Annotated in this window: 25 protein-coding genes; 17 read left to right on the plus strand and 8 right to left on the minus strand. The window is 70.9% G+C overall.

Going from position 1 to position 26057, the window contains the following annotated elements; translation table 11 throughout:
- Positions 1-8: 8 nt before the first annotated feature.
- Complete coding sequence (locus tag ACTWP6_RS21305) at positions 9-671, minus strand: cutinase family protein (RefSeq protein ID WP_260757960.1); 663 nt, start codon at positions 669-671, stop codon at positions 9-11.
- A 12-nt stretch (positions 672-683) separates the two neighbouring features.
- Positions 684-1718, minus strand: coding sequence for an EamA family transporter (locus ACTWP6_RS21310; protein ID WP_260757437.1), 1035 nt, complete (start codon positions 1716-1718; stop codon positions 684-686).
- A gap of 106 nt (positions 1719-1824) precedes the next feature.
- Between ACTWP6_RS21310 and ACTWP6_RS21315 the strand changes: the two genes are divergently transcribed.
- Positions 1825-2376, plus strand: coding sequence for a CGNR zinc finger domain-containing protein (locus tag ACTWP6_RS21315; RefSeq protein ID WP_260757438.1), 552 nt, complete (start codon positions 1825-1827; stop codon positions 2374-2376).
- 44 nt (positions 2377-2420) lie between these two features.
- Positions 2421-3803, plus strand: a complete 1383-nt coding sequence (gene eccB / locus ACTWP6_RS21320) for a type VII secretion protein EccB (protein WP_443188698.1) — start codon at positions 2421-2423, stop codon at positions 3801-3803.
- Here the strand turns inward: eccB and mycP are convergent.
- Complete coding sequence (mycP, locus tag ACTWP6_RS21325; protein ID WP_443188699.1) at positions 3777-5111, minus strand: type VII secretion-associated serine protease mycosin; 1335 nt, start codon at positions 5109-5111, stop codon at positions 3777-3779. The genes eccB and mycP overlap by 27 nt on opposite strands.
- Entirely contained in the window at positions 5108-6364 is a 1257-nt protein-coding gene (gene eccD, locus ACTWP6_RS21330) for a type VII secretion integral membrane protein EccD (protein WP_443188700.1), read from the minus strand. Before eccD ends, mycP begins: the two co-directional genes overlap by 4 nt.
- 58 nt (positions 6365-6422) lie before the next feature.
- Here eccD and eccCb point away from each other — a divergent pair, with 58 nt between their 5' ends.
- The 6 genes from eccCb to ACTWP6_RS21360 all read left to right on the plus strand — a co-directional run bounded on the left by eccCb (position 6423) and on the right by ACTWP6_RS21360 (position 14205).
- Entirely contained in the window at positions 6423-9947 is a 3525-nt protein-coding gene (eccCb, locus tag ACTWP6_RS21335; protein WP_443188701.1) for a type VII secretion protein EccCb, read from the plus strand.
- Positions 9944-11059 carry a type VII secretion-associated protein gene (locus tag ACTWP6_RS21340; protein WP_260757443.1) on the plus strand — a complete coding sequence of 372 codons (1116 nt, stop codon included), beginning with the start codon at positions 9944-9946 and terminating at the stop codon, positions 11057-11059. Before eccCb ends, ACTWP6_RS21340 begins: the two co-directional genes overlap by 4 nt.
- An 81-nt stretch (positions 11060-11140) precedes the next feature.
- The gene (locus ACTWP6_RS21345) at positions 11141-11473 is read left to right on the plus strand and encodes a WXG100 family type VII secretion target (protein ID WP_260757445.1); all 333 of its coding nucleotides are present in this window, start codon (positions 11141-11143) and stop codon (positions 11471-11473) included.
- A 9-nt stretch (positions 11474-11482) separates the two neighbouring features.
- Positions 11483-11779, plus strand: coding sequence for a WXG100 family type VII secretion target (locus ACTWP6_RS21350; protein WP_260757447.1), 297 nt, complete (start codon positions 11483-11485; stop codon positions 11777-11779).
- Positions 11780-11907: 128 nt separating this feature from the next.
- Entirely contained in the window at positions 11908-13206 is a 1299-nt protein-coding gene (locus ACTWP6_RS21355; protein WP_260757448.1) for a helix-turn-helix domain-containing protein, read from the plus strand.
- Positions 13207-13293: 87 nt separating this feature from the next.
- The gene (locus tag ACTWP6_RS21360; protein ID WP_260757449.1) at positions 13294-14205 is read left to right on the plus strand and encodes an alpha/beta hydrolase; all 912 of its coding nucleotides are present in this window, start codon (positions 13294-13296) and stop codon (positions 14203-14205) included.
- Here ACTWP6_RS21360 and ACTWP6_RS21365 read toward each other — a convergent pair.
- The gene (locus tag ACTWP6_RS21365; RefSeq protein ID WP_443188702.1) at positions 14171-14725 is read right to left on the minus strand and encodes a TetR/AcrR family transcriptional regulator; all 555 of its coding nucleotides are present in this window, start codon (positions 14723-14725) and stop codon (positions 14171-14173) included. The two genes, ACTWP6_RS21360 and ACTWP6_RS21365, sit on opposite strands and share 35 nt — an antisense overlap.
- Positions 14726-14863: 138 nt before the next feature.
- Here ACTWP6_RS21365 and adh point away from each other — a divergent pair, with 138 nt between their 5' ends.
- The 8 genes from adh to ACTWP6_RS21405 all read left to right on the plus strand — a co-directional run bounded on the left by adh (position 14864) and on the right by ACTWP6_RS21405 (position 22316).
- The gene (gene adh / locus ACTWP6_RS21370) at positions 14864-16387 is read left to right on the plus strand and encodes an aldehyde dehydrogenase (protein WP_260757451.1); all 1524 of its coding nucleotides are present in this window, start codon (positions 14864-14866) and stop codon (positions 16385-16387) included.
- A gap of 272 nt (positions 16388-16659) precedes the next feature.
- Positions 16660-17103 (plus strand): 50S ribosomal protein L13, encoded by a 444-nt coding sequence (rplM, locus tag ACTWP6_RS21375; protein ID WP_260757452.1) that lies wholly within the window; start codon positions 16660-16662, stop codon positions 17101-17103.
- 86 nt (positions 17104-17189) lie between these two features.
- The gene (gene rpsI / locus ACTWP6_RS21380; protein ID WP_260757962.1) at positions 17190-17603 is read left to right on the plus strand and encodes a 30S ribosomal protein S9; all 414 of its coding nucleotides are present in this window, start codon (positions 17190-17192) and stop codon (positions 17601-17603) included.
- Positions 17604-17902: 299 nt separating this feature from the next.
- A complete protein-coding gene (locus ACTWP6_RS21385; RefSeq protein ID WP_443188703.1) occupies positions 17903-18406 on the plus strand; it encodes a hypothetical protein in 504 nt (167 codons plus the stop codon).
- 140 nt (positions 18407-18546) lie between these two features.
- Entirely contained in the window at positions 18547-19884 is a 1338-nt protein-coding gene (gene glmM, locus ACTWP6_RS21390) for a phosphoglucosamine mutase (protein WP_260757454.1), read from the plus strand.
- 43 nt (positions 19885-19927) lie between these two features.
- Positions 19928-20233 (plus strand): ESX-1 secretion-associated protein, encoded by a 306-nt coding sequence (locus ACTWP6_RS21395; RefSeq protein WP_260757455.1) that lies wholly within the window; start codon positions 19928-19930, stop codon positions 20231-20233.
- Positions 20234-20238: 5 nt separating this feature from the next.
- Positions 20239-21690, plus strand: coding sequence for a hypothetical protein (locus ACTWP6_RS21400; RefSeq protein WP_260757457.1), 1452 nt, complete (start codon positions 20239-20241; stop codon positions 21688-21690).
- An 11-nt stretch (positions 21691-21701) separates the two neighbouring features.
- On the plus strand, positions 21702-22316 hold the full coding sequence (locus ACTWP6_RS21405) for a diacylglycerol-binding protein (RefSeq protein ID WP_443188704.1): 615 nt from the start codon (positions 21702-21704) through the stop codon (positions 22314-22316).
- Here the strand turns inward: ACTWP6_RS21405 and ACTWP6_RS21410 are convergent.
- Positions 22291-23433 carry an acyl-CoA dehydrogenase family protein gene (locus ACTWP6_RS21410; protein ID WP_260757459.1) on the minus strand — a complete coding sequence of 381 codons (1143 nt, stop codon included), beginning with the start codon at positions 23431-23433 and terminating at the stop codon, positions 22291-22293. The genes ACTWP6_RS21405 and ACTWP6_RS21410 overlap by 26 nt on opposite strands.
- A gap of 35 nt (positions 23434-23468) precedes the next feature.
- On the opposite strand from ACTWP6_RS21410, the gene ACTWP6_RS21415 reads away from it, so the two are divergent.
- On the plus strand, positions 23469-24053 hold the full coding sequence (locus tag ACTWP6_RS21415; protein WP_260757963.1) for a TetR/AcrR family transcriptional regulator: 585 nt from the start codon (positions 23469-23471) through the stop codon (positions 24051-24053).
- Position 24054: 1 nt separating this feature from the next.
- Here the strand turns inward: ACTWP6_RS21415 and ACTWP6_RS21420 are convergent, their stop codons facing one another.
- Together ACTWP6_RS21420 and ACTWP6_RS21425 are read right to left on the minus strand one after the other, a co-directional pair.
- The gene (locus ACTWP6_RS21420) at positions 24055-25095 is read right to left on the minus strand and encodes an LLM class F420-dependent oxidoreductase (RefSeq protein ID WP_260757964.1); all 1041 of its coding nucleotides are present in this window, start codon (positions 25093-25095) and stop codon (positions 24055-24057) included.
- Positions 25096-25156: 61 nt separating this feature from the next.
- Positions 25157-26002, minus strand: coding sequence for a dienelactone hydrolase family protein (locus ACTWP6_RS21425; protein ID WP_443188705.1), 846 nt, complete (start codon positions 26000-26002; stop codon positions 25157-25159).
- Positions 26003-26057 lie beyond the last annotated feature (55 nt).

Here is a 26057-nt window from a genome sequence, read left to right on the forward strand (position 1 = left end):
TAGCTGTGTTAAACAAGTCCGGCTACGAACGCCGCGGCCCGGTCCGTGAGCCCGACGGGCCCGTAGTTGCTGTGCGCGGCGATCACGTTTCCGTTCGAACACACCGGATCCCCGACGTTGCACAGGTCGATGGACCGCGAGCCCCACACCGGGCTCGCGGTGATCGGCAGACCCACCTTGGCCGACGGGTTGCCGAAGACGGCGATGGCGGCGACGAAATCCGGCGCGTTTGGCGGCAGCGGTGCGGTGAACCCGACCGCCGGGATCGGGACTGCGGCGATCACGTCGACCACCGCGGCGCCCTGCGAATAGCCGCCGAGCACCAGTCGGGTCTGCGGGCAGTTGGCCATCATGTACTGGATGTGCAGGCTGGCGTCGTTGGCGCCCGCCGCCGCGGCAAGGAAGTCGAAGCTCGCCGGGTAGTTGACGGCGTAGGCGCCCACCGAGCGGCCCCCGACGCGGTCACGCAGCGCGTCGACGAACGCCGCACCCACCCGGCCTAGGCCGGCGGGCTCGTCGGTGCCGCGGGCGAAGACGACCTCGATGTCGGGACATCCCTGCGCATGGGCCACCGGCAAGCGGCCGGGCGTCCCGGCCAGGGCTGCTACGGCCAGCAGCACGGCCGCGAGCACCGACGTCAGCCGGCGCCGCCGGAGATCAAGATCGATCATCACGTGGCGATGTTAGCCGCTCGACGTCCCCGTCGCCGGTGCATCCGGCCAGGTCACCGTCTCGGCCTCATCGAGTTCGCTGCGGTCGCCCTGCCGGGCCAGCGCGAGCCCGACCAGCACGACGGCGCCCCCGATGGCTTGGGTGGGGGTCATCGCCTCACCGAGCAGCACCCAGGCCGCCAGCACCGCGAACATCACCTCGGACAGGCCGACCAGGGACGCGAATCGGGGCCGCAGCCGGGCGATCCCGACGATGCCCAGGGTGTAGGCGATCGCCGTCGGGATCAGGCCGAGCGCGATCACCGGCACGATCCAGGGGGTGGTCCAGCCCGCGATCACCGTGTCGTCGGAGGTGAAGCGCATCGGCATCACGCCGGCGGCCCCGAGTATCGCGACCGTGACGGCGCCGACGAGCAGACCGCCCGCCGCCAGCGTGATCGGGTGCAGCGCCGGCCGGCCGTCGGAGGCGTCGGCGCCGACCTTGTCGGACATCAGGAAGTAACAGGCGGCGCACACGGCCGCGGCCAGGCCCCAGCCGACACCGGCGAGATTGATGGAGGCGCCGGTGAACCCGCCGGGCCCGACGATGCCGAGCACCAGCATGATCCCCGTGACCGCGAGCGCTACCCCGGAGAGCGTCATCGATGTGGGCCGCTTCCGGGTGGTGGCCCACAGCCAGCCGACCACCAGGATCGGTGCGGTGTATTCGAGCAGGAGTGCGACGCCGACCGACAGGTGCGACACCGCGTTGTAGTAGAAGAGCTGTGCGCCGGCGATCGGCACCAGGCCGTACAGCGCCACCGTCCTGGCGTGCGAGCGCGCCTCCCGCCACCAGCCGGGACGGACGACGGAGGCGAAGACCGCCATCGCGAGCGCGCCGCCGGCCAGCCGGGCGGTGACCGCCGCGGTCGGCGTCCAGCCGGCCTCCATCAACGCCTTCGCAAACGGCCCGGAGCACCCGAACGCGAACGCGGAGCCGACAGCGAACAGCAGACCTGTACGAAAATGGTCGACGCGAACGCGCGGGTTCGTATCGAGCGCAGCCATGGGCAACCGCCTCCGTGGACGTGACGCCTCCGTGGAGGTGACAGGGGTGACATGAGTAAAATCAACTTTGGTCGTGACACTACCGCCGAGAGGAGTCATGGGTCAAATGCTTTTCACTCATGACACTGAGCTCACCCTTCGCGCAGCGAGTGTCCTGATCAACAGCGACCGGGTGGATGGTGAGCAGCTGCCCGACCTCGCCGCCCTCGACCGGTACCTGCACGACTTCGGCTGGACGGGCCGACGCGATCACGACGCTGCCGAACTCGACGCGGTGCACACGCTGCGTGCCCGGCTGGGCCGCATCTGGGAGGTCGCCGACGACGAGGTGCGCGCCGTCGATCAGGTCAACGCTCTGCTGGCCGACACCAAGGCGTCGCCGTGGCTGACCCGGCACCCCGAGATGCCCGAGTGGCATCTGCATCTTGCGTCGATCCACGACCCGCTGTGGCAGCGGATGGGCGCCGAGATGGCGATGGCGCTGGCCGATCTGATCCGGGCCGGGGAATTGCGCCGGCTCAAGGTCTGCGCCGCCCCGGATTGCGGCGCGGTGCTCGTCGATCTGTCCCGCAACAGGTCGGGCAAGTTCTGCGACACCGGCAACTGCGGGAACCGCCAGCACGTTGCGGCCTACCGGGAACGGCGCTCCAACAAGTGATCTGACCCCCGAGGTGGCGCCGTTACGCTGGCCGAGGGGGTGTGATGGCGCAACCGACGACACGCCTGCACGTCAGTGGGCACCGCTTCCAGGCGCGGCGGATGGAACATGCGCTGATCCGCGGCGACGCCCGGATGCTCGACGATCCGCTTCGCGCACAGTCTGTCTCGCTGATCGCCGGTGCGGTGCTGGCCACTGTCGCCGTCGCGGTGTGCGCGGTGCTGACCGTGGTGCGCCCCGGCGGTTCCGTCGGTGATGCGCGGCTGGTCGTGGTCCGCGAATCCGGGGCGATGTACGTCAGGATCGACGACGTCATGCATCCGGTGTTCAACCTGGCCTCGGCGCGGCTGATCCTGGGCGGCCCCGTCGAGCCGCGGCTGGTCTCGCAGCGGTCCGTCGGCGAGTCGGCGCTGGGCCCGCAGGTCGGCATTCCCGGTGCGCCCGCCCAGATCTCGCCGCCACTGGACACCCCGGAGTCCGCCTGGACAGTCTGCGATGCCGGGGAGTCCGGTACCTCCGTCGCGGCGGGGCCGGTCGACACGTCGGCCATGACGACCGATGCCCGCGTGCTGGTGACACCCCGCGGGGAGAGTGCCGCGTCGACCTACCTGCTGCACGACGGCCGCCGGTCCCGGGTGGATCTGCGCCATCCCGCTGTGGTGCGTGCGCTTCGGCTCGACGGCGTTACGCCGCAGTCGGTTTCGCCCGCTCTGTTGGCGGCGGTGCCGGAGGCGCCCGCCATCGAACCGCCACGCATCCCCGCTCTGGGCACCGCCGGGCCGGCGGTGCTCCGCGGCCATCCGGTGGGCACCGTGGTACAGGTGCCCGGCGCAGGGGCGGCGGTCGACTACTTCGTGGTGCTGTCGGACGGCCTGCAGCGCGTCGGGGAGGTCGCGGCCGACCTGATCCGTTACACCGACAGCCGGATCGATGAACAGATGCCGACGGTGTCGGCTGACGTCGTCGGTGCGCTGCCGGTGGTGGACACTCTTGCCGTGTCGACATTTCCGCACACCGGTGGGGTGACCGACGATCCGGTGGTGTGTGCCGCCTGGTATCCCGACGCCGGTGAAACCGGTTCACGCACCGCCGTTCTGGTGGGGGACGCCGCACCGCCGGCCGCGCATCCGGTCGGGCTCGCACAGGCCGACGGCGCAGGACCGGCGGTCGACACGGTGTCGGTGCCCGCCGGTCGCGCGGTCTTCGTCCGTTCCGTGGCGCTCACCGGCGAGGGGCACAGCACCGGCTCGCTGTTCCTGGTGACCGACACCGGGGTGCTGTTCGGGGTCCGCGACCCCGACAGCGCGCGGGCACTCGGGATCACCGCCGCCGCGGTGCCCGCGCCGTGGCCCGTGCTCGCGACGTTGCCGCGCGGTCCCGAACTCAGCGGGTCCGCCGCGTCAGTCATGCGAGACGGGGTGTCGTGACCGGTGCACGACCGCCGAGACCGCCACCCCGCATCCGGCCAACGCCAGGCACAGCACGGCGGCTTGTACCGCGGTCCTGCGTGAGGTGGTCCGCGGCGGCGACGGGGCGGCGATCGGCGTTGCCGCCGGGGTGACCGTCTCGCCCGTTCCTGCCCCGGTCGCCGACACCGCCGCGAGCGCATCCACCACGCCGTGTCCGACGACCGGATCCCAGCCGCCGGGCGGGTCGTGCGCGGTGTCCTCGATGACGCGCATCACCTGCCGTGCGGTCAGTTCCGGGAACCGGGCCCGGACCAGCGCCGCGATCGCGGCGACCACGGGCACGGCGTAGCTGGTTCCGGAGATCGGCCGGCCGGCCGGCGACGTGTCCACCAATCCGTCCCCGGCGGGCGCCAGGGAGATCACCCCCTCGCCCGGGGCTGCGACGTCCACCCAGGGACCGGCCAGGCTGAACTCCGAGGCGATTCCGTCGGCGTTCACCGCGCCGACGGTCAGCACGTAGTCGTCGTACCAGGCCGGACTCGCCACTGTGGTGACCGCCGTGGCGAGCGTGGGGTCGCGCGGATTGTGTTCCAGGCACTGCCCGGCACCGCCGACGTTGCCTGCCGCGGTCACCACGACGACGTTCTTCACGTCGACGGCATAGGCCAGTGCCGCGCCGAGTGCCCGGTCGTCGAGGCTCCCCTCGACCGGGACGCACGCCACTGTCGAGATGTTGATCACCGTGGCCCCCTGGTCGGCCGCGGTGCGCACGGCAGAGGCCAGGGTGTCGACATCCCCGACACCTGAGCCTCCCGGTTCGTCGACGGCGCGAAACTTGTTGCTGGACTGCCTGATCGACAGCAGTGACACCTCAGGAGCGAGGCCGGCGAACGCGTCCGGATCGGCGGTGTCCGGTGCGGCCCCGATGATCCCGGCGACGATCGTGCCGTGCCCGTCACAGTCGGCGGTGCCGTCCTGACGGGACACATAGTCGCCGCCGGGGACCAGGTGCGGCAGTCTGCGGTGCCGCGCCACCCCGGTGTCGATCACCGCGACAGTCTGGCCTGCTCCACGGGTCAGCGCCCACAGGGCGGGAAGGTCGAGCCCGCGCACCTGCCCGGGGCCCGTGGCCGCCGCGGCGGCCGGTGGGGCGGTGACGCAGGCGTCGTGCTGGGTGGTGGGGCGCAGCGGCGCAGCCGGGCCCGGCGCGGGCAGCAGCGACTCGTCCACCGCGGGCGGCCCGACCGCGGCCGCATACGGGGCCGTCGGAAACAGCGCCAGCACCGCCACGGCCGGCGCCCGCCACCATCGGGCCGCGCCGGTCACGTCAGGCTCAATTGCTGTGCCAGGCCGTATATCCCGGCGATCCAGAACGCCAGCGGCGCCACCGCGGCCAGTGCGAGGTACTCGACATACTGAATCCACCTCCGCGACAGCGCGTTCGGTGAGTAGGACCGGGCTGCGCCGTACACCGCGAGCGCGGCGGCGACCGCGACGCCTGCGCTGATCGAGCCCGCTTGCGCAGGCACCGCCGCCGTCACGACGAGCGCCGACACCAGCAGTGACACCAGCCCGGCGGCGCCCAGCGCGGACCGTCTCTGCGGGTCGGCGTGCACGCGCCGGCGCAGTACGAGCAGCACCCCGATATCGGCCGCGAACGCCGCGCCCGACGCCCGCGCCGAACCCGTGGCGATCGCGGTGGCCGCCACGGTGAGAGCGCCGGCCGCCGCTGCGCCGGCCCAGCCGACCACGAGAGCGGTCAGCGCGCGATGCGGTGCGTTGGTATGCGCGGCCAGGCGTGGGGCCAGCGCCAGTCCGGCCAACGACACCACCGACAGCGCCGCGCCGACCACCGAGGGCCCGGGCACAAGGTTGCCCACGGCTGCCGCGGCGGTGAGCGCGCCCGCCGCGGCCGTGAGCGCCGCCGGCGGCGCCGGGTCCGGCAGCACCCTCACCAGCAGCACGGCCATCGCGAACCCCGAGGACGCGGACAGTAGCAGCGCCGCCACCCACGGCGTACCGGGCAGCGCGAGAAGTCCTGCCACACCGGCGAACAACACCGCGGCGGTGCCGAGCACCAGGGCCGAGCGCCGGTCGATGCGTGAGGCGGCCACCGCGCCGGACGCGGCGGCGACCGACAACCCGGCCGCCGACCAGAAGTGCCAGGGCGTCGGCGCCGCCACGCCGGCCCATGCCAGCGCCCCGGCAGCCACCAGGACGGCGGCCGCGCCGGCGATCCCTCCGGATTCCTCGTCAACCTCGGCCGTCATGGAAGCGGCGAGGGCGGCGCACGGGTCGGCCGGTAGCCGGCGCGGGGGCGGGATCCGCACATGTGTGAGCACCAGTACCTCACCGTCATCGACGCCGTTGTCCCTCAATGACATCGACGGGTCCAAGGGATCGCCGGCCGCGCGGGTCAACTGCCAGTGCGTCGGTCCGGGTGACGCGCCGAGCACGACATCGACGATCGACGGCATCAACTCACCCAGTGCCAGACCGGCGGGCACGACGAGATCCACGGCCTCCGGACCGCGCGCCGCGAGGGCGTGAACGGCGATCCTGCGCAACGTATCCGGCACGGGCTCGAACGTAACTCGGCTTGATGAGGATGCAGCGCACCAAATCGGTGGGCTGTGGATGGAACGGGCCGCGGCACTGGTGCGTCTACTCCACATGGACCTCGGCCGGATCGTCCTCGACAAGCCACCCGAGCCGCCGGCGCAGACACCGATGAGCCCGCTGGCCCGGCTGATGCCGGTGGCGATGATCGTCGCGATGGCCGGCATGACCGTGCTGTACCTGACCTCGGCGGGTTCGACGCGTAACCCGATGTTCCTGTTCTTCCCGGTGATGATGCTGGTCTCGCTGATCGGCACACTGGCCCACACCGGGCGCGACCGCACCGGCGACCTCGATACTGGGCGCGCCGGCTATCTGCGCTACCTGGGCACCGTCGACGACGCACTGGTGGCCGCCGGCGACACCCAGTATCGGTCCCAGCACGACCTGCATCCTGAACCCGCAGCGCTGTGGACGATCGCGGGCGGAGAACGGATGTTCCGCCGCGCCGCGGACGGTCCGGACTTCGGTGTGGTCCGGATCGGCGTGGGGGAGCAGCCGGCGGCCGTCTCGGTGGTCGCCCCGGACCTGGGACCGGACGACGAGGCCGACCCCGTCACCGCCGGCGCGGTGCGCCGTCTGGTGCGGCACCACGCGATGGTCGCTGACTTGCCCGTCGTGGTGCGGCTCGCCTCCGCCGGGCTGATCACCGTCGACGGCGACCCCGCCGACGTCCGCGCCGTCGTCAGGGCGATGGTGTGTCAGCTGGCCGTTCACCACGACCCAGGCCTCATGACGGTCGCGGCGGCGGGCCCACAACTGCACTGGGACTGGATGAAATGGCTGCCGCATGCGGGTGAGCGCCGACGCGGGCGGCGCCACCTGCTGATCGTCGACGGTGGGGCGGCACCGCAACCCGCCGACGGCGTCACGGTCGTCGCGCTGCGGCCCGGCCCTGGCACAGGTGTCGCCGTGCACGTCGACGGGCAGCGGGTGGATGCGCGCTTCGACGAGCTCGCGTTGCCCGCCGCGTTAGCGTGCGCGCGCCGACTGTCGCGTCACCGTCCGCATGAGTCCGCCCGCGCGGACGGCGTTCCTGACTGGGCGGCGCTGATGGGCATTGCCGACCCGCAGGCGGTCGACGCCGAAGCCCGGTGGTCGAGGCGGTCCCCGGCCGGGCTGCTGCCGGTGCCGGTCGGGGTGGCCGACGACGGAACGGTCGTCGACCTGGACATCAACGAGGCAGCCGCCGGCGGGTTGGGTCCGCACGGATTGTGCGTCGGCGCAACAGGTTCGGGCAAGTCCGAGTTTCTGCGCACGCTGGTGCTGGGGATGGTCACCGCGCATCCGCCGGAAGCGTTGAACCTGGTGCTGGTCGACTTCAAGGGCGGTGCGACGTTCCTGGGTTTGGACGGCGTGCGTCACGTGTCGGCGGTGATCACGAATCTGGCCGACGAGGCGCCGCTGGTCGCACGGATGCGGGACGCGCTGTCCGGGGAGATCAACCGCAGACAGGAGATCCTCCGTGCGGCAGGCAATCTCACCAACCTGACCGAATACGGCAGGGCCAGGGTCCTGGACCGGACGCTGCCCCCGCTGCCCGCGCTGCTGATCATCGTCGACGAGTTCTCCGAACTGCTGAGCCGGCATCCCGATTTCGCCGAGCTGTTCGTCGCGATAGGCCGACTGGGGCGGTCGCTGGGCATGCACCTGCTGCTGGCCAGCCAGCGACTCGACGAGGGCAGGCTGCGCGGCCTGGAAACCCACCTGTCGTACCGGATCTGCCTGAAGACCTTCTCCGCCGCCGAATCCCGGTCTGTGCTCGGTGTTCCCGACGCCCACCAGCTGCCGGCCCGGCCCGGTGCGGCCTATCTCAGCACTGCCGCGGGCACCCTGACGCGGTTCCAGACGGCGTTCGTCTCCGGCTGTTTCCCCGTCCGCCGGCAGAGGCGCGACAGCGCACCCGAGGTCCGGCGCTTCACACTCATCGACCGTGCCGGCGGCGCCGCACCCGCGCCGTCGATGTCGCGACTCCCGCTGCTCGAGACGGTGCTGGGGCAGCTGGCCGGCCGCGGCGCTGTGGCACACCGGGTGTGGCTGCCGCCGCTGGGCCGCTCGCCGCGTCTGGACGCGGTGTTGTCGGCCGCAACCGCGGGGCGGCTGCGGGTGCCGATCGGCGTGGTGGACCGCACCTTCGAGCAGCGGAGGGACCCGCTGATCGTCGACCTGTCCTCCGGAGCAGGTCATGTCGCGGTCGTCGGGGCGCCCCGCTCGGGCAAGTCGACGGCGCTGCGGACGATCATCGGTGCGCTCGCCGCCACACACGACGCCGGCGCGGTGCAGTTCTACTGCCTGGACTTCGGAGGTGGCGACCTGGCGGCGGTGCGCGACCTGCCCCACGTCGGCGCCGTGGCCGGGCGCTCCGACAGCGATCTGTGCCGCCGAATCGTCGCCCAGCTGGAGGCGGTGCTGCGGTCGCGCGAGGCGGCGGGCGGAGTCCGCGAGGATCCCTACGGCGAAGTCGTCCTGGTGGTCGACGGGTGGGTCACCCTGCGGCAGGACTTCGACGGGATGGACAGCGCGATCACCGCCATGGCCGCGCAGGGCCTGGCCTACGGCGTACACGTGATGGTCACGGCGTCCCGGTGGGCGGATCTGCGGCCCGCCCTGAAGGACCAGATCGGCACCCGGATCGAGCTGCGGCTCGGGGATCCGGCGGACTCGGAGCTGGACCGCAGACGTGCCAAGGAGCTCGCCGCCCGACCGCCTGGTCGCGGAATCACCGCCGATGGCTGCGAGATGGTGATCGCCACACCGGATGTCGAGCCGATGCGGGACGGGGGCGCCGCGCCGCCGGTCGAGCTGCTGCCGGCGCGGGTCGACCGATCCGCGATCGATGTCCCCGGCCGCCGCCGGGGGCAGGTGCTGCTCGGTCTCGGGGAGCGTGACCTCAACCCGGTCACCATGGATCTCGGAGAACACCCGCACCTGCTGGTGCTCGGTGACGGCGAGTGCGGCAAGACCGCACTGCTGCGACTGCTCTGCACCGAATTGGCCGCGGCCGCCGACGAACCACATCTGGAGATCGTCGACTTCCGGCGCACGCTGCTCGGTGTGGTCGAGAGTGGGCCGCGAGTCGGCTACGCGGTGTCGGGGGTCGCGGCGACGTCACGGACGGCCGCGTTGACCGAACGGCTGAACGCCAGGATGCCCGACGAGTTCGTCACACAACAGCAGCTGCGGGACAGGTCCTGGTGGAGCGGTCCGGACATCTACGTGATCGTCGACGACTACGACCTGGTGGCGGGTGCCACCGGGAACCCGCTCGCCCCGCTGGCCGATTTCCTGCCGCACGCCAAGGATCTCGGGCTGCACGTCATCGTCGCCCGGCGCTCCGGGGGCGCGGCGCGGGCGATGTTCGATCCCGTGCTGGCCCGCATGCGCGACATGGGGTGCGCGGGTGTGATGATGAGCGCGTCTCCGGACGAGGGTGTGCTGCTGGGCGCCACCCGGCCCACACCACTGCCACCGGGACGGGCCACGCTGAGCGTGCGCGGCCGACCGGACGAACTCGTCCAGACGGCCTGGGTGGAGCCGCCGTGACCACCGTCGTCGTCGAGGTCGGCCCGGCTGCGGTCCGTGGCCCCGACGACGCTCCGCGCGAATGGGTTTCGGCGGCGTTGGCCTGCATCGACGACCCGCTGGCTCTGGTGCAGGACCGGGTCGTCGACGTCGCGGTGCTGTGGCGGGACGTACTGCGCGCGGCTGCCGGCGGGGCCGCGAGCCACCTGGTGCTGGTGGTGCCGACGTGGTGGCCGGCCGGTCGGGCCGGCGTCGTCGGCGAGGCCGCACGCGGCCTCGCGCCACAGGTCACCGTGCTGCGACGGGGCTCTGTGCTCGGCGACGGCGGACGCGCGGTGGTGGAACTGGCCGCGGAGGTTGCCGTGGTGACGAGGCCCGGCGCCGGGCCCGCGGTGGTGTCCCGCGACGACGACGCGCTCATCGCGCACCTCCACCCCGGGACGTCGGTGCTGATCGACACCCCGGCCGCAGTGGCGCCGCTGTCGCCCACCGCGGCTGCCCGCCTCGGCCGGCTCGCAGCGGTGCTCACCTACGGCGATCGCATCGGCCTGCACGCCGCCGTGCGGAACGCCGTTGCGCAACCGCGCCGGCGGAAGCCTCCGAACCGGCGATCCGGCGCCGTCCTGGCCGGCGTGGCACTGACCGCGGCCGCCGCCGGAGGAGGCTGGGCGGCGCAGGCGGTGTCGGACGCACCGCCGTCGCCGGCAGGCAGCCGGCTGCTGAGGGAGGGCCGGGTCGGTGTCTCGGTGCCCGCCTCGTGGACCGTCGAGCGAGTCACCGCGGGGCCGGGTTCGCCGCGGGTCCGCGTCGCCGCCGCCGGCGGCCTGCCCGCCCTGCACCTCACCCAGGCCGACGGCGACGCGGCCTCCGTCGAGGAGGTCGCCGAATCTCTCCGTCGGGCAATGGGATCCGCGCCACCCGGGGTGTTCGTCGACTTCGATCCCGACGGGGAGCGCGCCGGCCGGGCGGCCGTGACCTACCTGGAGCGGCGGACCGACAGCCAGACATGGTGGACCGTGCTGGTCGACGGCACGCTGCGCATCGCGATCGGGTGTCAGAGCGCCCCGGAGCAGCGGCGGCTCGTCGAGGACGTGTGCGACGAAGCCGTGCGCTCCGCCCACGCGCTGCGATGAAAACCGAAACAGGGGAACCGAACTCGGCTGCGCTGCGTCCAATCTGTATATCGCTTTTTCAAGGCTACGAGAGGACTTCACATGCCGACACCGTCAGGGGCCGCCGGGGCGGCGCTGACCACCGATCTCGACCTCATGCTGTCGGTGGCAGGCAAGACCGATGCGCGCAACGAGGAGATCCGGGCCATGCTGCACTCGTTCATCGGCGCGATGAGCAGTGTGCCGCCGTCGGTGTGGGGCGGCGTGGCCGCGGTCCGGTTCCGCGACGTGGTCGAGCGCTGGAACGCGGAGTCGATGAAGTTGCACGCCGCACTGGCGCGCATCGCCGAGACGATCCGGGACAACGAGCGAATCCTGCGCGAGGTGGCCGACGGTCATTCGCAGCGGATCGCCTCCGTCGCGGCGCACCTGTAGGCGGCGGCGATGACCCACACGCTGTCCTACAACTTCGGTGAGATCGAGTACACCGTCCGTCAGGAGATCCACCGCACCTCCGCCCGCCTCAACGGCGCCCTCGACGACCTGCGCGCCCAGATCGCCCCGCTGCAGGCGACGTGGACGCGGGAGTCCGCCGAGGCGTACCGCGCCGAGCAGACCCGCTGGGAACAGTCCGCGGCGGCGCTCAACGAGATCCTGGTCAGCCTCGGCAACGCGGTCCGGGACGGCGCGGACGACGTCGCCGACACCGACCGCCGAGCCGCCAACGCCTGGGGCGCCTGACGCGCCTCACCCCGGGACTGCGCGGCCCTCGAAAGGAGGGGAGCCGATCGAGGGTCGCGCAGTACTCTGACCGGCGTTGCTGCGTTAGGGTGGCAGCACATGTGAGGGCGGACACAAAGGAACGCCACGTGGCAGCTTCAGAGACATCGACCGGACGGGGATCCGCCCGTCCGTCGAAAGGGCTGCGTGCTGTCCACGAATTGTTCGTTGCCGGCGAGGTCGACGCGTCCTATCTGAGCTCTATTCCGGTGCGCCCCGTCGTCGCGCAGAGTTGGCAGCGCAGCCTCGCGGTCGGGGTGGATCCGAACCTCGGCGGCGCGCGGGCGGCGGTCACCGCGATCGAGCGCCTGCGTGAGACCCATCCGCTGGCGCCCGCGCTGCCGGTGATCCGGCGGCTCCTCGTCGACGACGCCGTCGACTCCGGCGTGGTGGTCGCGGTGAGCGCCGCCGACGGCACACTGCTGTGGGTTGAAGGCGACCCGAAGGCGTGCCGCCGGGCTGAGGCGATGAACTTCGTCCCCGGCGCCGACTGGAGTGAGCGCAGCGCCGGCACCAACGCGCCCGGCACCGCGCTGGCACTGGACCGTGAACTGCAGATCCGCGGATCGGAACACTTCACCCGCATTGTCCAGCCGTGGAGTTGCACCGCCGCGCCGGTGCACGATCCCAGCACCGGCGCGCTGCTCGGTGCCATCGACCTGACCGGGGGCTCGGAGGTCGCGTCGGCTCAGACGCTGGCGCTGGTGCGCGCCACGGCGGTGGCCGTCGAGAATCACCTGGCCCTGCTGCGGGTGGCAGGAGCCGCGGCCGAGCCCGCCGCTCGCCGACCTCACCTGGTGGTGCTCGGGGGCGACCGGCCGCGCTGGGTGACCACCGACCGGTACGGACACCTGCAGGCCACCCACCTGACGGGTCGCCATGCCGACATCCTGGTGCTGCTCAGCCGTCATCCGGAGGGGCTGTCGGCCGACCATCTGGCGGTGCTGCTCGACGACAAGGACCTTGACGTCGTCACGGTCCGCGCCGAGATGTCGCGACTGCGCAAAGTCATCGGCGCCGAGAACCTCGGGTCCCGGCCGTACCGGCTGTCGACGCCGATCACCAGCGATATCGGCGAGGTGTTCGAGGCCCTCGACGCCGGCGATGTCGAGTCGGCGCTCAACCGCTACGCCGGTCCGCTGCTCGCCCAGTCGGTGTCCCCGGCCATCGCCCGGCTGCGCACCCAGCTGTCGACGACCCTGCGTGATGCGATGCTCGCCGAGAGCCGGCAGGGCCGCACCGATCTGCTGCGGCGGTGGCTCGAGCTGCCCGAAGGGCGCGACGACCGCGAGGGGTGGCAGGCGCTGCGCGACAGCGCCGGACTCACCGCGGTGGCCCGCGCCCGGGCCCGGGGTCACCTCGCCGGTCTGGACTTCGAACTCGGCTGAAAACCCGAGCAACGCGCGAAAAGCCCAGCGCAACGCCGGTGCAGATGCGAGTTGCCAACGTGGGCAAGGTGATTCGACGATATCGGGATGGACATCCACAGCTACGCCGCGTTCGTCCCCGACACCTACACCGCCGCAATGACCCCGCCGGTCAGCACGTGGTGGCCGTGGCGCGGCGCCACAGTGCACATCGCGCGCGCGGTCGTCGCCGAGGCTGCGGTGCGCGTCATGCTCGTTCACGGAGGCGGCGGATACAGCGGCGCGCTGTGGCCCGCCACCGCGGTCGCGGCCGGAGACGGGGCCGACGTCCTCGCCCCCGACCTTCCGATCTACGGCGACACCGTCGTACCCGACCCGGCCGGCGTGCGCTACGACGACTGGATCGACCTGCTGTGTGACCTGGTGACCGCGGAACGGGCCGCCGACCCACGCCCGCTGATCCTGTTCGGCGCCAGCATGGGCGGCATGGTGGCCTATGAGGTCGCGGCCCGCACCCGGCAGGTCGCCGCCGTCGTCGCGACCTGCCTGCTGGACCTGTCCGACCCCGCGGCCCGCGCCGCGGCGACCCGCTTCGCCTGGATGGGCAGGCCCGCGCCGGCGCTGCTGCGCGCGGTCGATCCTGTTCTGGGCCGGGTACGGGTGCCGATCCGATGGCTCGCTGACATGGCCGCGATGAGCACCGACCGGCGGCTGTCACAGCTGTGCGCGTCGGACCCGCGCGGCGGCGGCGTCAGCGTCCCGCTCGGGTTCCTGGCGAGTTGGATGAACTTCGGCCACACCGCACCGGAGTCGTTCGATGCCGCACCCGTCACGCTCGTCGCGCCCGCTGCCGACACCTGGACCCCGCCGGGATTGAGTGTCCGCTTCCTGCAGCGCATCTCGGCGCCCACCGAGGTGGTGCTGCTGGAGAACTGCGGGCACTACCCGATCGAGGAACCCGGCCTGGCGCAGCTGCGTGACGCGGTCACCCGGGTGGCGGAGCGAGCCGGCACACAGTGATCATCAGCGCGTCCCTCGCGTCCCCGATGTCGAACTCGCCGCGCGGCATTACCCGGTGTAGTTGTGCGTCGATCGCATGGACCACGGTCCGGGCCGTCGTCTCGACGTCGTCACCTCCGCGGCCGCAGCGCTTGAGGTGGAACGCCACCTCGGCGCAGATGCGGTCTTCGAGGTCGGTCAGCGCAGCGAGCTGATCGGCGGTCGGCCGCACCAGCCGGTGCAGCAGGGCGTGCAACCGTGGCCGCTCGTCATGCGCGCCGACCACGGCCTCCAGCACCACGCGCATCGTCGCCTCGAAAGGCGGTGCCTCGGCCCGGAGCCGGGCAAACACCTCGGTCAGCTGCCCGTCGGCGTCGCGCACGTGCCGCTCGGCGATCGCCTCCAACAGCGCGTACTTGTCCGGGAAGTACTGATACAGCGTGCCGATGGACAGACCCGCGCGCTCGGCGATCCGGTTCGTCGTCGCGTTCAGCCCCTCGCGGGAGAACACCTGCGCGGCGGCCTCCACCAGCGTGTTCACCGTCTCGCGGGAACGGTGCTGGCGGGGTGTGCGGCGAGGTGCGTCGATGTCGCCAAGTCTGTCCGACGATGCAACCGTGCTGCAACGGTTGCAGGCGTAGCTTCGGTGACGCAGACCACACGAGCAGGAGACTTCACCATGACTGTGTACGCCCGCCCCGGGGCCGACGGCTCCCTGATGTCGTTCAAGCCCCGCTACGACAACTTCATCGGCGGCCAGTGGGTGGCGCCGAATGCCGGACGCTACTTCGAAAACCCGACGCCGATCACCGGCCAGCCCTTCACCGAGGTGGCCCGCTCCGACGAGTCCGACATCGAGAAGGCGCTCGACGCCGCCCATGCCGCGGCGCCGGCCTGGGGCAAGACCTCGGCCGCCGAACGAGCCGTGATCCTGAACAAGATCGCCGACCGCATCGAGGAGAACCTCGAGTCGATCGCGCTGGCCGAGTCGTGGGACAACGGCAAGCCGATCCGGGAAACCCTCAACGCCGACATCCCGCTGGCCGTGGACCACTTCCGGTACTTCGCCGGCGCGATCCGCGCCCAGGAGGGCTCGCTGTCGGAAATCGACGACGACACCGTCGCCTACCACTTCCACGAGCCGCTCGGCGTGGTCGGCCAGATCATCCCGTGGAACTTCCCGATCCTGATGGCGGTCTGGAAGTTGGCCCCCGCGCTGGCGGCCGGCAACGCGATCGTGCTCAAGCCCGCCGAGCAGACCCCGGCCTCGATCCTGTACCTGATGGAAGTCATCGGCGACCTGCTGCCCGCCGGCGTGGTCAACGTGGTCAACGGCTTCGGCGTGGAGGCGGGCAAGCCGCTGGCGTCGAGCAACCGGATCGCCAAGATCGCGTTCACCGGTGAGACCACCACCGGCCGGCTGATCATGCAGTACGCCTCGCAGAACCTGATCCCGGTCACCCTGGAGCTCGGCGGCAAGAGCCCCAACATCTTCTTCAACGACGTGATGAACGCCGCGGACAACTACCAGGACAAGGCACTCGAGGGTTTCACGATGTTCGCCCTCAACCAGGGCGAGGTGTGCACCTGCCCGTCGCGCTCGCTGATCCAGGCCGACATCTACGACGAGTTCCTCGCGCTGGCCGCGATCCGCACCAAGGCGGTGCGGCAGGGTGATCCGCTCGACACCGAGACGATGATCGGGGCGCAGGCCTCCAACGACCAGCTGGAGAAGATCCTGTCCTACATCGAGATCGGCAAGAGCGAGGGCGCCAAGGTGATCACCGGCGGCGAGCGCGCCGAGCTGGGCGGTGACCTCAACGGGGGCTACTTCGTCGCGCCGACGATCTTCACCGGCAACAACAAGATGCGCATCTTCCAGGAGGAGATCTTCGGGCCCGTCGTGGCCGTCACGTCCTTCACCGACTACGACGACGCGATCTCGATCGCCAACGACACCCTCTACGGATTGGGCGCCGGCGTGTGGAGCCGTGACGGCAACACGGCCTACCGCGCGGGCCGCGACATCAAGGCCGGTCGGGTGTGGACGAACTGCTACCACCAGTACCCGGCGCACGCCGCGTTCGGTGGCTACAAGCAGTCCGGCATCGGCCGCGAGAACCACAAGATGATGCTCGACCACTACCAGCAGACCAAGAACCTGCTGGTGAGCTACAGCGACAAGGCCCTCGGGTTCTTCTGATCCGCTGACCGGACGCACATTCGCACGGACCCCCCTCGGTCCGTGCGAATGTGTGTTTCGGGGGAGGCACCGTCGACGGCCGGCGATGGTATCCCAGCGCGTTTTGACCTGCGGCGACGCCCGCAGGTAAGCTCCATCGTTGGCGTGCGCCGGCCTTCGGTCGTCGGTCGCCTCGGGTCCCTGCCGGTCGCCGAGGCGGATGGTATGCACACGCCTGACCGGCACCTGGGAGTCGATCCCGGGATCCATCCGCGAAAAGAGTAGGTAACGCTGTGTCTACGTACACGCCGAAGGCGGGTGACACCACGCGCTCGTGGTACGTCATCGACGCCACCGACGTGGTGCTCGGCCGGCTCGCCGTCGAAGCAGCCAAGCTGCTGCGCGGCAAGCACAAGCCGACATTCACGCCCAATGTCGACGGCGGTGACTTCGTCATCGTGATCAACGCCGATAAGGTCGCCATCAGTGGCGACAAGCTCAACAACAAGTTCGCCTACCGGCACTCGGGGTATCCCGGCGGTCTGCGCAAGCGCTCCATCGGCGAGCTGCTGCAGAAGCACCCGACCCGCGTCGTCGAGAACGCGATCACCGGCATGCTGCCGCACAACAAGCTCGGCCGTCAGGTCCAGAAGAAGTTGAAGGTGTACGCCGGCCCGGACCATCCGCACGCCGCTCAGCAGCCGGCCGTGTACGAGATCAAGCAGGTGGCTCAGTGACATCCGAAATCGGAACCGAGACCGAGTACACCGACGCCCCCGAGGCCGTCGAGACCGCTGACTACAGCGTCGAGGCCGACGCCGACGTGGCCGCCCGCGAGCCCGTGCTGATCGACCGTCCGATCCAGACCGTCGGCCGCCGCAAGGAGGCTGTCGTCCGGGTCCGCCTGGTCCCCGGCACCGGACAGTTCAACCTCGACGGCCGCACCTTGGAGAACTACTTCCCGAACAAGGTGCACCAGCAGCTCATCAAGGCGCCGCTGGTGACGGTCGACCGCGTCGATCAGTTCGACATCTACGCCCACCTCGACGGCGGCGGCCCGTCCGGCCAGGCCGGCGCGCTGCGCCTGGCCATCGCGCGCGCGTTGATCCTGGTCCAGCCCGAGGATCGTCCGGCGCTGAAGAAGGCCGGCTTCCTCACCCGTGACCCGCGTGCCACCGAACGCAAGAAGTACGGACTGAAGAAGGCCCGCAAGGCGCCTCAGTACAGCAAGCGCTGACAGTTTCACGTCCCGGCGCCCGGTCTGCTCGCGATGCGAGCGGCCGGGCGTCGGTCTTTTGTGCGTGCGCCGAAATGTGTCCTGTCACACATAACTATTTCAGGAAAGCACAGCGGTCCTATGTGCAGGAATGTCACGCAAATAGTTAATTAGGCACGCACCGGTACCCGCTTTCGCGCAGCGGCGCGGTTTGAATTCGGTCGTCGGGGTACGTAACCCTCGAAATCTGGAGCCAGGGCGCGTCACTGCGTCGGCGAGACCTTCTCGTCCCCGGCTCCGCGAAAGCAAAGGAGTGATTGATGAACTTCGTCAAGAACGCCGCAGCGGGTGCTGTCCTCGGTGGATCGCTGCTTTTCTCCGCCGGCCTCGGATTGGCGCATGCCCAGCCGGCCGACCCCGCACAGCCCGCCCCGGCCGCCGACGGCCTGGTGAACCTGACCATTGGGGACGTCACGCTGGCTGAAGGCGTGACCGTCGACAGGGCCGCCGCCGCGGCCGCCGCGATCTGTGGCGCGGTGCCCGCTGATGTGACCACGACGGCGACGCGGGTCGACGCAGATGGTGTCCAGCAGACGGTGTGCTCCGGACTGCCGGGTGGTGACCTCCTGGTCACCCAGAATGTGGCCGCCCCGGCGGCTCCGGCAGAGTCCCCTGCCCCGCAGGCGCCGGCCGGGGAGGCGCCGGCTGAGGAGACTGCGCCTGAGGGTACCTCCGGTACCGGCGAGGGCCTGGGCGCCCCCGAGGGCACCGGGGCCGGCGAGGACGGCAATTCGCCGCTGCCCAGTGAGAACGACGAAGGGTAATTGACCCTCTTCTCACCGCCCGCATCCGCGACAGGGTGCGGGCGGTGAGCCGTTTTGGGGCCGGAAACGCAACTGTGGCGTGGATAATCACGCCGAGGCGGAATTGGCTCGGGAGCCCAGACCTGTGAGAGGTTGTCACGATGGCTCGACTGTTCGGCACTGATGGGGTGCGCGGCGTCGCCAACCAGGACCTGACCGCCGAGCTGGCGATGGCACTGGGGGCGGCGGCGGCGCGGCGACTCGGCAGATCCGGTGAGACCCGCAGGCGAGTCGCTGTCGTCGGACGTGACCCGCGGGCCAGCGGTGAGATGCTGGAAGCGGCCGTCATCGCCGGGATCGCCAGCGAAGGTGTGGACACCCTGCGGGTCGGGGTGTTGCCGACACCGGCGGTCGCGTACCTGACCAGCGCCTACGACGCCGACTTCGGGGTCATGATCTCGGCGTCGCACAACCCCATGCCCGACAACGGCATCAAGATTTTCGGTCCCGGCGGCCACAAACTCGACGACGCCACCGAAGACCGCATCGAGGAGCTGGTGCGGCAGGGCCCCGGCGCGCGCCCGACCGGCGCGGGCGTCGGCCGGGTCGTCGATGCCGACGACGCCCTGGAGCGCTACCTGCGCCACGTCGGCAAGGCGGCGACCACGCGGCTCGACGCGCTGACCGTGGTCGTCGACTGCGCACACGGAGCCGCCTCGGATGCGGCCCCCCGCGCCTACCGCGCCGCGGGCGCCAACGTCATCCCGATCCACGCCGAACCGGACGGCCTGAACATCAACGACGGCTGCGGATCAACCCATATGCAGGCACTGCGCTCGGCGGTGGTCTCCTACGGCGCCGACCTCGGCCTGGCCCATGACGGCGACGCCGACCGGTGCCTGGCCGTCGACGCGCACGGACGCGTCATCGACGGTGACGCGATCATGGTGGTGCTCGCCCTGGCGATGCAGGAAACCGGCGAGCTGACCTCCGACACCCTCGTCGCGACCGTGATGAGCAACATGGGGCTGCACCTGGCGATGCGGTCGGCCGGCATCGAGGTGCGCACCACCGGCGTCGGCGATCGCTACGTGCTGGAGGAACTGCGCGCGGGTAGATTCGCCCTCGGCGGCGAACAGTCCGGGCACATCGTGCTGCCGAGCTTCGGGACCACCGGAGACGGCATCGTGACGGGTCTGCGTCTGATGGCCAGGATGGCTCAGACCGGCCGCGGCCTCGCCGACCTCGCCGAACCGATGCAGACGTTGCCGCAGGTGCTCATCAACGTCGCGGTCGCCGACAAGGCGACCGTCGCCGACGCGCCGTCGGTGCGCGACGCGGTCGCCAGCGTCGAGGCCGAGCTCGGGGACACCGGCCGAATCCTGTTGCGTCCCTCCGGAACCGAACAGGTGGTCCGCGTCATGGTGGAGGCCGCCGACGAGGACACCGCTCGACAGATGGCGGCGCGGGTGGCGGAGTCGGTCAGCGCGCAGAGCTGAAACCCGCGGGAACCGGCTGGGCCCCGCCGGCGTCCAATCTCATATGGGAACTTCAGGCGCGGCCCGTGTCGACACGGCGGCGGTGCGTGCGATCGCGCGCGAATACGAGACGGCGGCGTCGATCCTCGACTCAACGGTGCGCCACCACCTGAGCGGTCTTGCGTTCGACGGAGCGACGGCGGGTCGCGCTCACGTCGCCCACGGTGATGCGTTGCGCGACAAGCTGTCCGACGTCGTGACCACGCTACGCGAGTGGTCGCGAGCAGCGCAGGAGATCGCCGCGGCACTGCGTGCGTCAGCGGACCGCTACCAGGCCGCCGACCTGCGGGCCGCCGAGCGGTTGGGCTAGCGGCTATGACCGGGAACCCGGATGTCGCAACGCGTTTGGACCAGGGGCGGGCCGCGGTGGACACCGTGGCGCACTACGTGTGGGCATGCCGCCAGCTCGGTTATCAACACCCCGACCTGACGATGCACCCGGCGCAGGTGCCCGACTGGTACAGCACTGAAGACGGAATGGATCTGATGGTGCTGCGGCGCGACTGCGCCGCGCTGGAGGACTCGGCGCGCGCAGCCCAGGATGCCGCCGACGTCCAGGGACGGCAGCTCACACAGTTGTCGGCGGCGTGGCACGGTCCGGGTGCCCAGGCCGCCGGCGATTTTCTGCGCCGCCACGACGAGGCGTCGACCGCCGCTGTGGCGGCGCTGCGCAGCGCGGCGCACACGTTGGCCGCGTTGGGGGAGAACCTCTGGCAGGCGGTGGGGGACAAGGCCGACGCCGCCACCGGCGTCGAAGGACGCGCCGCCGCCTCGCGCGCCGAGTGGCTCGCGGCGGCTGCGACGGTGACCACCGGTGTCGGGGACCGCGCCGCGGCCAGCGAGCTGGTGGATCAGGCGGTGAGGCCCTTCGTCGCCGGCACGGTCGCGACCGACTGGCTGTCGGCGATGCGACAGTCCGTCGCGGCGGTGTCGGCCGCCTTCGAGCGTTCGGTGGCCGAGATCGGCGCTGGGATGCCGCCTGTGTTCGGCATCCCCGGCGACCTGGGGCCGGTGTGGACCTCGTCGGTCACCGAGAGCTGCGACGAGGACGCTCGGTGCCCGCAGCCGACCGCCGCACCGGTCGCCGCCGCCGTCCCCGCTTCCTCGGCTCCCGCTGCTGCCGCACCTGCCGCACCTGCCGCTGCCGTCGGGTCTCCCGCTGGTGTCCCGGCTCCCGGCCCGGCCACCGTGCCGTCGGCATGGACCGCGCCCGAAACCCCAATGCCCGCAACGTCGTTCACTCCTCCCGTGGCACCGCCGGTCACGCCGCCGGCAGGCGCGGGGCCGGGGTTGGGGGCTGGAGCCTTCCCCGACGTCGGCGGGGGATTGTCCGGGGTGGGCCGACAGTTCGCCGACACGCTGAGCGGTCTGCTGGGTGGGAGCGGCCTCCCGGACCTCCCCGACCCTCCCGAACCACCGGGCCTCGACGCGCCCGACCTCGACGAACCGGAGCTCGACGAGCCCGAACAGGCCGCGGAAGACGAAGAGAAAGAGGACAAAGAGGAGAAAGAGGACAAAGAGGAGGAGGCCGCACAGGACGGTGTCGCGGCGGACGCCCAGCGCGCCACGGACGTCGCGCCTGAACCCGCCGAGGAACCGGATGAGCCCTGCGAGCCTGCGGTGCCCACCGCGGTGCCGGCACCCCCGCCCGCCGAACCACCACCGCCGGCCGAACCGTTACCCCCGGCCGCCCCGGTCGCCGGGGAGCAGACACCGTGTGAGATCGCCGCCGGCGAAGTGCCTCAAGTCGGAGAGCCGGCGGGGTAGCGTCACCCGGCGTGAGATTGCGTATCGCGGAGGCCGTGGCGCTGTTCCTGCTCGGCGCCACGGCGGCGCTGATCGGCGATCACAGCCATGTCGTGACCGGGACGACCGTCTACTACACCGACGCGGTGCCGTTCATCTGGAGCAGTCCCCTGTGGTTTCCGGTTCTGGTCGGGGCGGCGACGGTGTCGCTGGCCGAGTTGCGGCTGCGCCTGCCCGCGCCCCGGTCCGACGTCACCGCCCGCCGGGCGCTCGCCGGCATCGCCGCGGTCGTGGGCGCCTACGTCACCACCGCGCTCGTGCACACCGCCCCGACCGTCCCGGTCACCGCACTGATCGGCGCGGCGGCGGTCATCATCTGGTGTGTACTCGGTGACGGACCGGGCGCGGCCTGCGGGACCGTCATCGCCGTGATCGGCCCCGCCGTGGAGATCGCGCTCGTGCATCTGGACGTGTTCGCCTACCACCCGGCGTCGGACGGTCTGTTCGGCGCCGCGCCCTTCCTGGTGCCGCTGTATTTCGCCTTCGGTGTGGTCGCCGCGCTGATCGGCGAACTTGCAGTCGCTCGGCGGCCACAGGCGGGCCCGCCGGTGTGCGACACCGTCAGCCGCGCGCCAGGTGGCGACTGATCACCAACCGCTGAATCTGGTTGGTGCCCTCGAAGATCTGCGTGATCTTCGCTTCGCGCATGAACCGCTCCACCCGGTAGTCACGGGTGTAGCCGGCGCCGCCGAGCACCTGGACGGCGTCGGTGGTCACCTTCATCGCCGCGTCGGTGGCGGTGAGCTTGGCGACCGACGCGTGCCGTGAGTACGGCAGCCCCGCGTCGCGACGCCGCGCGGCGTCCAAGTAGGTGGCCCGTGCGGCATCGACCGCGGCGGCCATGTCGGCCAGCAGGAACGCCAAACCCTGATGATCGATGATCTTGCGGCCGAATGTCGTTCGCTGCTGGCTGTAGTCAACCGCTTCGTCGAGCGCGGCCTGGGCCAGCCCGACCGCGACCGCGGCGATGCCGAGCCGCCCGGAATCCAGCGCGCTGAAAGCGATCTGCAGACCCTGGCCCTCGGCCCCGATACGGCGCTGTGCGTCGATGAACGCGTTGTCGTAGTGCGCGGCGGTTGTCGGCACCGCGTGCAACCCCATCTTCTCCTCCGGTCTCCCGAAGGTCAGCCCTTCGGTGTCCCTGGGAACCAGAAAGCACGAGATGCCTTGCGGGCCTTCGCCGGTGCGGGCGAACAGATTGTAGAAGTCGGCGATACCGCCGTGGGTGATCCACGCCTTCGCGCCGTTGATGCGGTAACCGCCGTCGGCGGCGACGGCCTTGCAGGCCAGCGCGGCGGCATCGGATCCGGCCTGCGGTTCGGACAGGCTGTAGGCGCCGATCGTCGATCCGCCCAGCATCTCGGGAAGCCAGCGCTGACGCTGCTCGTCGGTGCCGAAGCTCATCAGCGGGTGGCAGGAAAGACTGTGCACGCTGACCGCGACGGCCACCGCCGCCCATCTGGCGGCGAGCTCTTCGAGCACCTGCAGATACACCTCGTAGGGCTGGCCGCCACCGCCCCACTGTTCGGGGTAGGGCAAGCTCAGTAGCCCCGCTTCACCCAGCGTCGCGAACACCCCTTCGGGGTAGGTCTCGTCTTTCTCGTGCTGATCGACGATCGGGTCGAGCACCTTGTCGGCGATCTGCCGGGCGAGGTCGATGAGCTCTCGCGCTTCGTCGGTGGGCAGGAGACGCTCGACAGCCATACGCAGGACAGTACTACAGGACAGCTTCTAGTACTATCGGCTCGGTGACCAGGCCCGCGTTCGCCACCCCGCGCCGCACCGAGTTGTTCGACGCGCTCACTGCGCTGTTTCTGGCCGAGGGCTTCGCGCATCTGACGCTGGACGAGATCGCCGCGCGCCTGCGGTGCTCGAAGTCCACGCTGTACACGCTGGCCGGCAGCAAGGAACAGCTCGTCCAGGCGGCCACGGTGCATTTCTTCCGGACGGCGACCGAATCGGTCGAAGCCACGGTGGTCGCCGTCGCCGGGGCCCGGGATCGCATCGCGGCCTATCTGAGCGCGGTGGGGGCAGCCCTCGACCCGGCATCAGATCAGTTCATGTCGGATCTGGATGCGTTCCCGCCCGCCCGCACCATCTACGAGAAGAACACTCGCATCGCCGCGCGCCGGGTCCAGGAGTTGATCGCCGACGGTGTCGCCGCCGGGGAGTTCCGGGACGTCCATGCGGCGTTCGCGGCCGATCTGGTGGCCACGGTGATGGTGCGCATCCAGCAGCGCGTGGTGCGGGACAACACCGGACTCGACGACGCCGACGCCTACCGTGAGCTTGCCGCCATTCTGACCGGCGGCATCCAGGCGTGAGTCAGGGCAGCAGGTTCTGCAGTTCCTCGACGAACTTCATGGTCTCGCGCCGGTCGCCGGAGAGCGGGTGGACCAGCATCGTCGTGACACCGGCTTCGGCGTAGGCGGCCAGCCGCTCCTTGACGAACCCGGCCGGGCCGACCAGCGACACCTGGCGCACCAGCTCGTCGGGCACCGCGTCGATGGCCTCGGCCTTCTTGCCCGCCAGGTAGAGGTCCTGGATGTGGTCGGCTACCTCGCCGAAGCCGTACCGGGTCGCGAGGTTGTGATAGAAGTTCTTACCCCGGGCGCCCATGCCGCCGATATAGAGCGCCAATTGTGGCTTGGCCCAAGCCAATCGGTCATCGACATCGTCGCCGATCGCCAGGCTGGCGCTGACCATCACATCCAGCGGACCCAGCTTTTGGTCACGGCGGGCCGCGCCCGCGCGCAGCGCGTCGCCCCACACCTCGTCGGCCTTCTCCGGGTAGAAGAACACCGGCTGCCAGCCCTCGGCGATCTCGGCGGTCAGCTCCACGTTCTTCGGCCCGAGGGCGGCGATGGTGATCGGGATGCGTTCGCGCACAGGGTGATTGATCAGCTTCAGCGGTTTGCCGAGGCCGGTGCCGCGGTCTGCCGGCAGTGGCAGCTGGTAGTGCTTGCCGTCATAACTCAGCCGCTCGCGCCGCCACACCTGTCGGCAGATCTCGACGACCTCGCGGGTGCGGCCCAGCGGTGCGTCGAACGGCACCCCGTGGAAGCCCTCGACCACCTGCGGGCCCGACGTGCCGAGACCGAGCCGGAACCGGCCGTCGGAGACGTAGTCGATGCCCGCGGCCGTCATCGCCATCAGCGCGGGGGTACGGGTGTAGATCGGCACGACGCCGGTGCCGAGCTCGATCCGCGAGGTCCTGGCGGCCAGGAAGCCCAGCTGGCTGACCGCGTCATAGGAGTACGCCTCGGCCACCAGCGCGATGTCGACCCCGATCTTCTCGCATTCGACGACCTCGTCGACGGCTTCAAGAAACCCGCCGGCATAGCTGAGGAAGATCCCGGTCCGCATCGCAGGAGACATGGACCAGGTATAGCACCCAACCGGTTGGTTGGGAAATTCCGGCCCGGGGTCAGGGTTTGAGGAGGGCGACGACCTTGTTCTCCAAGTCGACCGGGTCGTCGGCGAACGGATCCATCACCGTTGCCTTCGGCAGCTCGGCGTGCGCGTCGGCGAAATCGCGGTAGGTCTTGTCGCCGGCCAGCGTGTGCAGCAGGAAACCGGTCATCAGCGCACGCACGATCTTCTGTGTGCCCCGGTTGGCGCCCGGTAGTCCCACCACGGTGGCCAGTCGCCGGCCCTCGACCAGACCGCCGGACTTGGTGTTGGAGGTGGCTCGCAGCGTCGCGCTCTTCCACGCCCTGGCCATCTCCACCGCGTTGGACCGCAGCGTCATCGGGTCGCCGGGATCGGTCAGGATCAGGCCGGGAACCGTCAACCCCGCGGCCGGCGCTTCGGCCGGAGGGCTGGACACCGTCGGATACGCCGCGACCACTCCCTGCGGCTTGACCGGAAGACCCGCCGCCGCGAACACCGCCGCCGACGCCCCGAACCCGTGCCCGACGACGCCCAGCTTGTTCGGGTGCACGCTGATCTCACCCGGACCGAGGCGCACGCCGGTGATGATGTCGAGCGTCGTGCCGAGGTCGTAGGCGAGATTGAGCACCGACGGCGCCAGGCCGGTCTCGGTGTTGGGGGCCGCGGCCACGATTCCCCAGGAAGCCAGGTGCTCCAAGGTTCCGTGGTAGCGGTCGGCCGATGTGATCCAATCGTGGGCGAACGCCACGCCGGGCAGATTCTTGCCCTCCGCCGGGGTGTACACGACGCCCGGTTGGCCGGCAAAGGCCAGGTCACCGCGCAAAACCCGGTGCGGTCCACGGCGAGTCAACGCGGCAAAGAGCTTCTTCGTGCTGGCCACCCGATGACCGTAGCCCAACCGGCCCGGGGCGTCTTCTGCCGTACCCTGGTGGGCT

It is taken from the genome of Mycobacterium sp. 4D054 (genome assembly GCF_052245755.1).
In the GTDB taxonomy this organism is placed as follows: domain Bacteria; phylum Actinomycetota; class Actinomycetes; order Mycobacteriales; family Mycobacteriaceae; genus Mycobacterium.

Excerpts from the sequence above, each read along its gene's own strand:
- ACTWP6_RS21345 (WP_260757445.1), top strand. The coding sequence starts at position 11,141 with ATGCCGACACCGTCAGGGGCCGCCGGGGCGGCGCTGACCACCGATCTC.
- ACTWP6_RS21315 (WP_260757438.1), top strand. The coding sequence starts at position 1,825 with ATGCTTTTCACTCATGACACTGAGCTCACCCTTCGCGCAGCGAGTGTC.
- glmM (WP_260757454.1), top strand. The coding sequence starts at position 18,547 with ATGGCTCGACTGTTCGGCACTGATGGGGTGCGCGGCGTCGCCAACCAG.
- ACTWP6_RS21310 (WP_260757437.1), bottom strand. The coding sequence starts at position 1,718 with ATGGCTGCGCTCGATACGAACCCGCGCGTTCGCGTCGACCATTTTCGT.
- ACTWP6_RS21385 (WP_443188703.1), top strand. The coding sequence starts at position 17,903 with ATGAACTTCGTCAAGAACGCCGCAGCGGGTGCTGTCCTCGGTGGATCG.
- ACTWP6_RS21410 (WP_260757459.1), bottom strand. The coding sequence starts at position 23,433 with ATGGCTGTCGAGCGTCTCCTGCCCACCGACGAAGCGCGAGAGCTCATC.
- ACTWP6_RS21350 (WP_260757447.1), top strand. The coding sequence starts at position 11,483 with ATGACCCACACGCTGTCCTACAACTTCGGTGAGATCGAGTACACCGTC.
- ACTWP6_RS21400 (WP_260757457.1), top strand. The coding sequence starts at position 20,239 with ATGACCGGGAACCCGGATGTCGCAACGCGTTTGGACCAGGGGCGGGCC.
- ACTWP6_RS21395 (WP_260757455.1), top strand. The coding sequence starts at position 19,928 with ATGGGAACTTCAGGCGCGGCCCGTGTCGACACGGCGGCGGTGCGTGCG.
- ACTWP6_RS21360 (WP_260757449.1), top strand. The coding sequence starts at position 13,294 with ATGGACATCCACAGCTACGCCGCGTTCGTCCCCGACACCTACACCGCC.
- ACTWP6_RS21420 (WP_260757964.1), bottom strand. The coding sequence starts at position 25,095 with ATGCGGACCGGGATCTTCCTCAGCTATGCCGGCGGGTTTCTTGAAGCC.
- ACTWP6_RS21305 (WP_260757960.1), bottom strand. The coding sequence starts at position 671 with ATGATCGATCTTGATCTCCGGCGGCGCCGGCTGACGTCGGTGCTCGCG.
- eccCb (WP_443188701.1), top strand. The coding sequence starts at position 6,423 with ATGGAACGGGCCGCGGCACTGGTGCGTCTACTCCACATGGACCTCGGC.
- eccB (WP_443188698.1), top strand. The coding sequence starts at position 2,421 with ATGGCGCAACCGACGACACGCCTGCACGTCAGTGGGCACCGCTTCCAG.
- adh (WP_260757451.1), top strand. The coding sequence starts at position 14,864 with ATGACTGTGTACGCCCGCCCCGGGGCCGACGGCTCCCTGATGTCGTTC.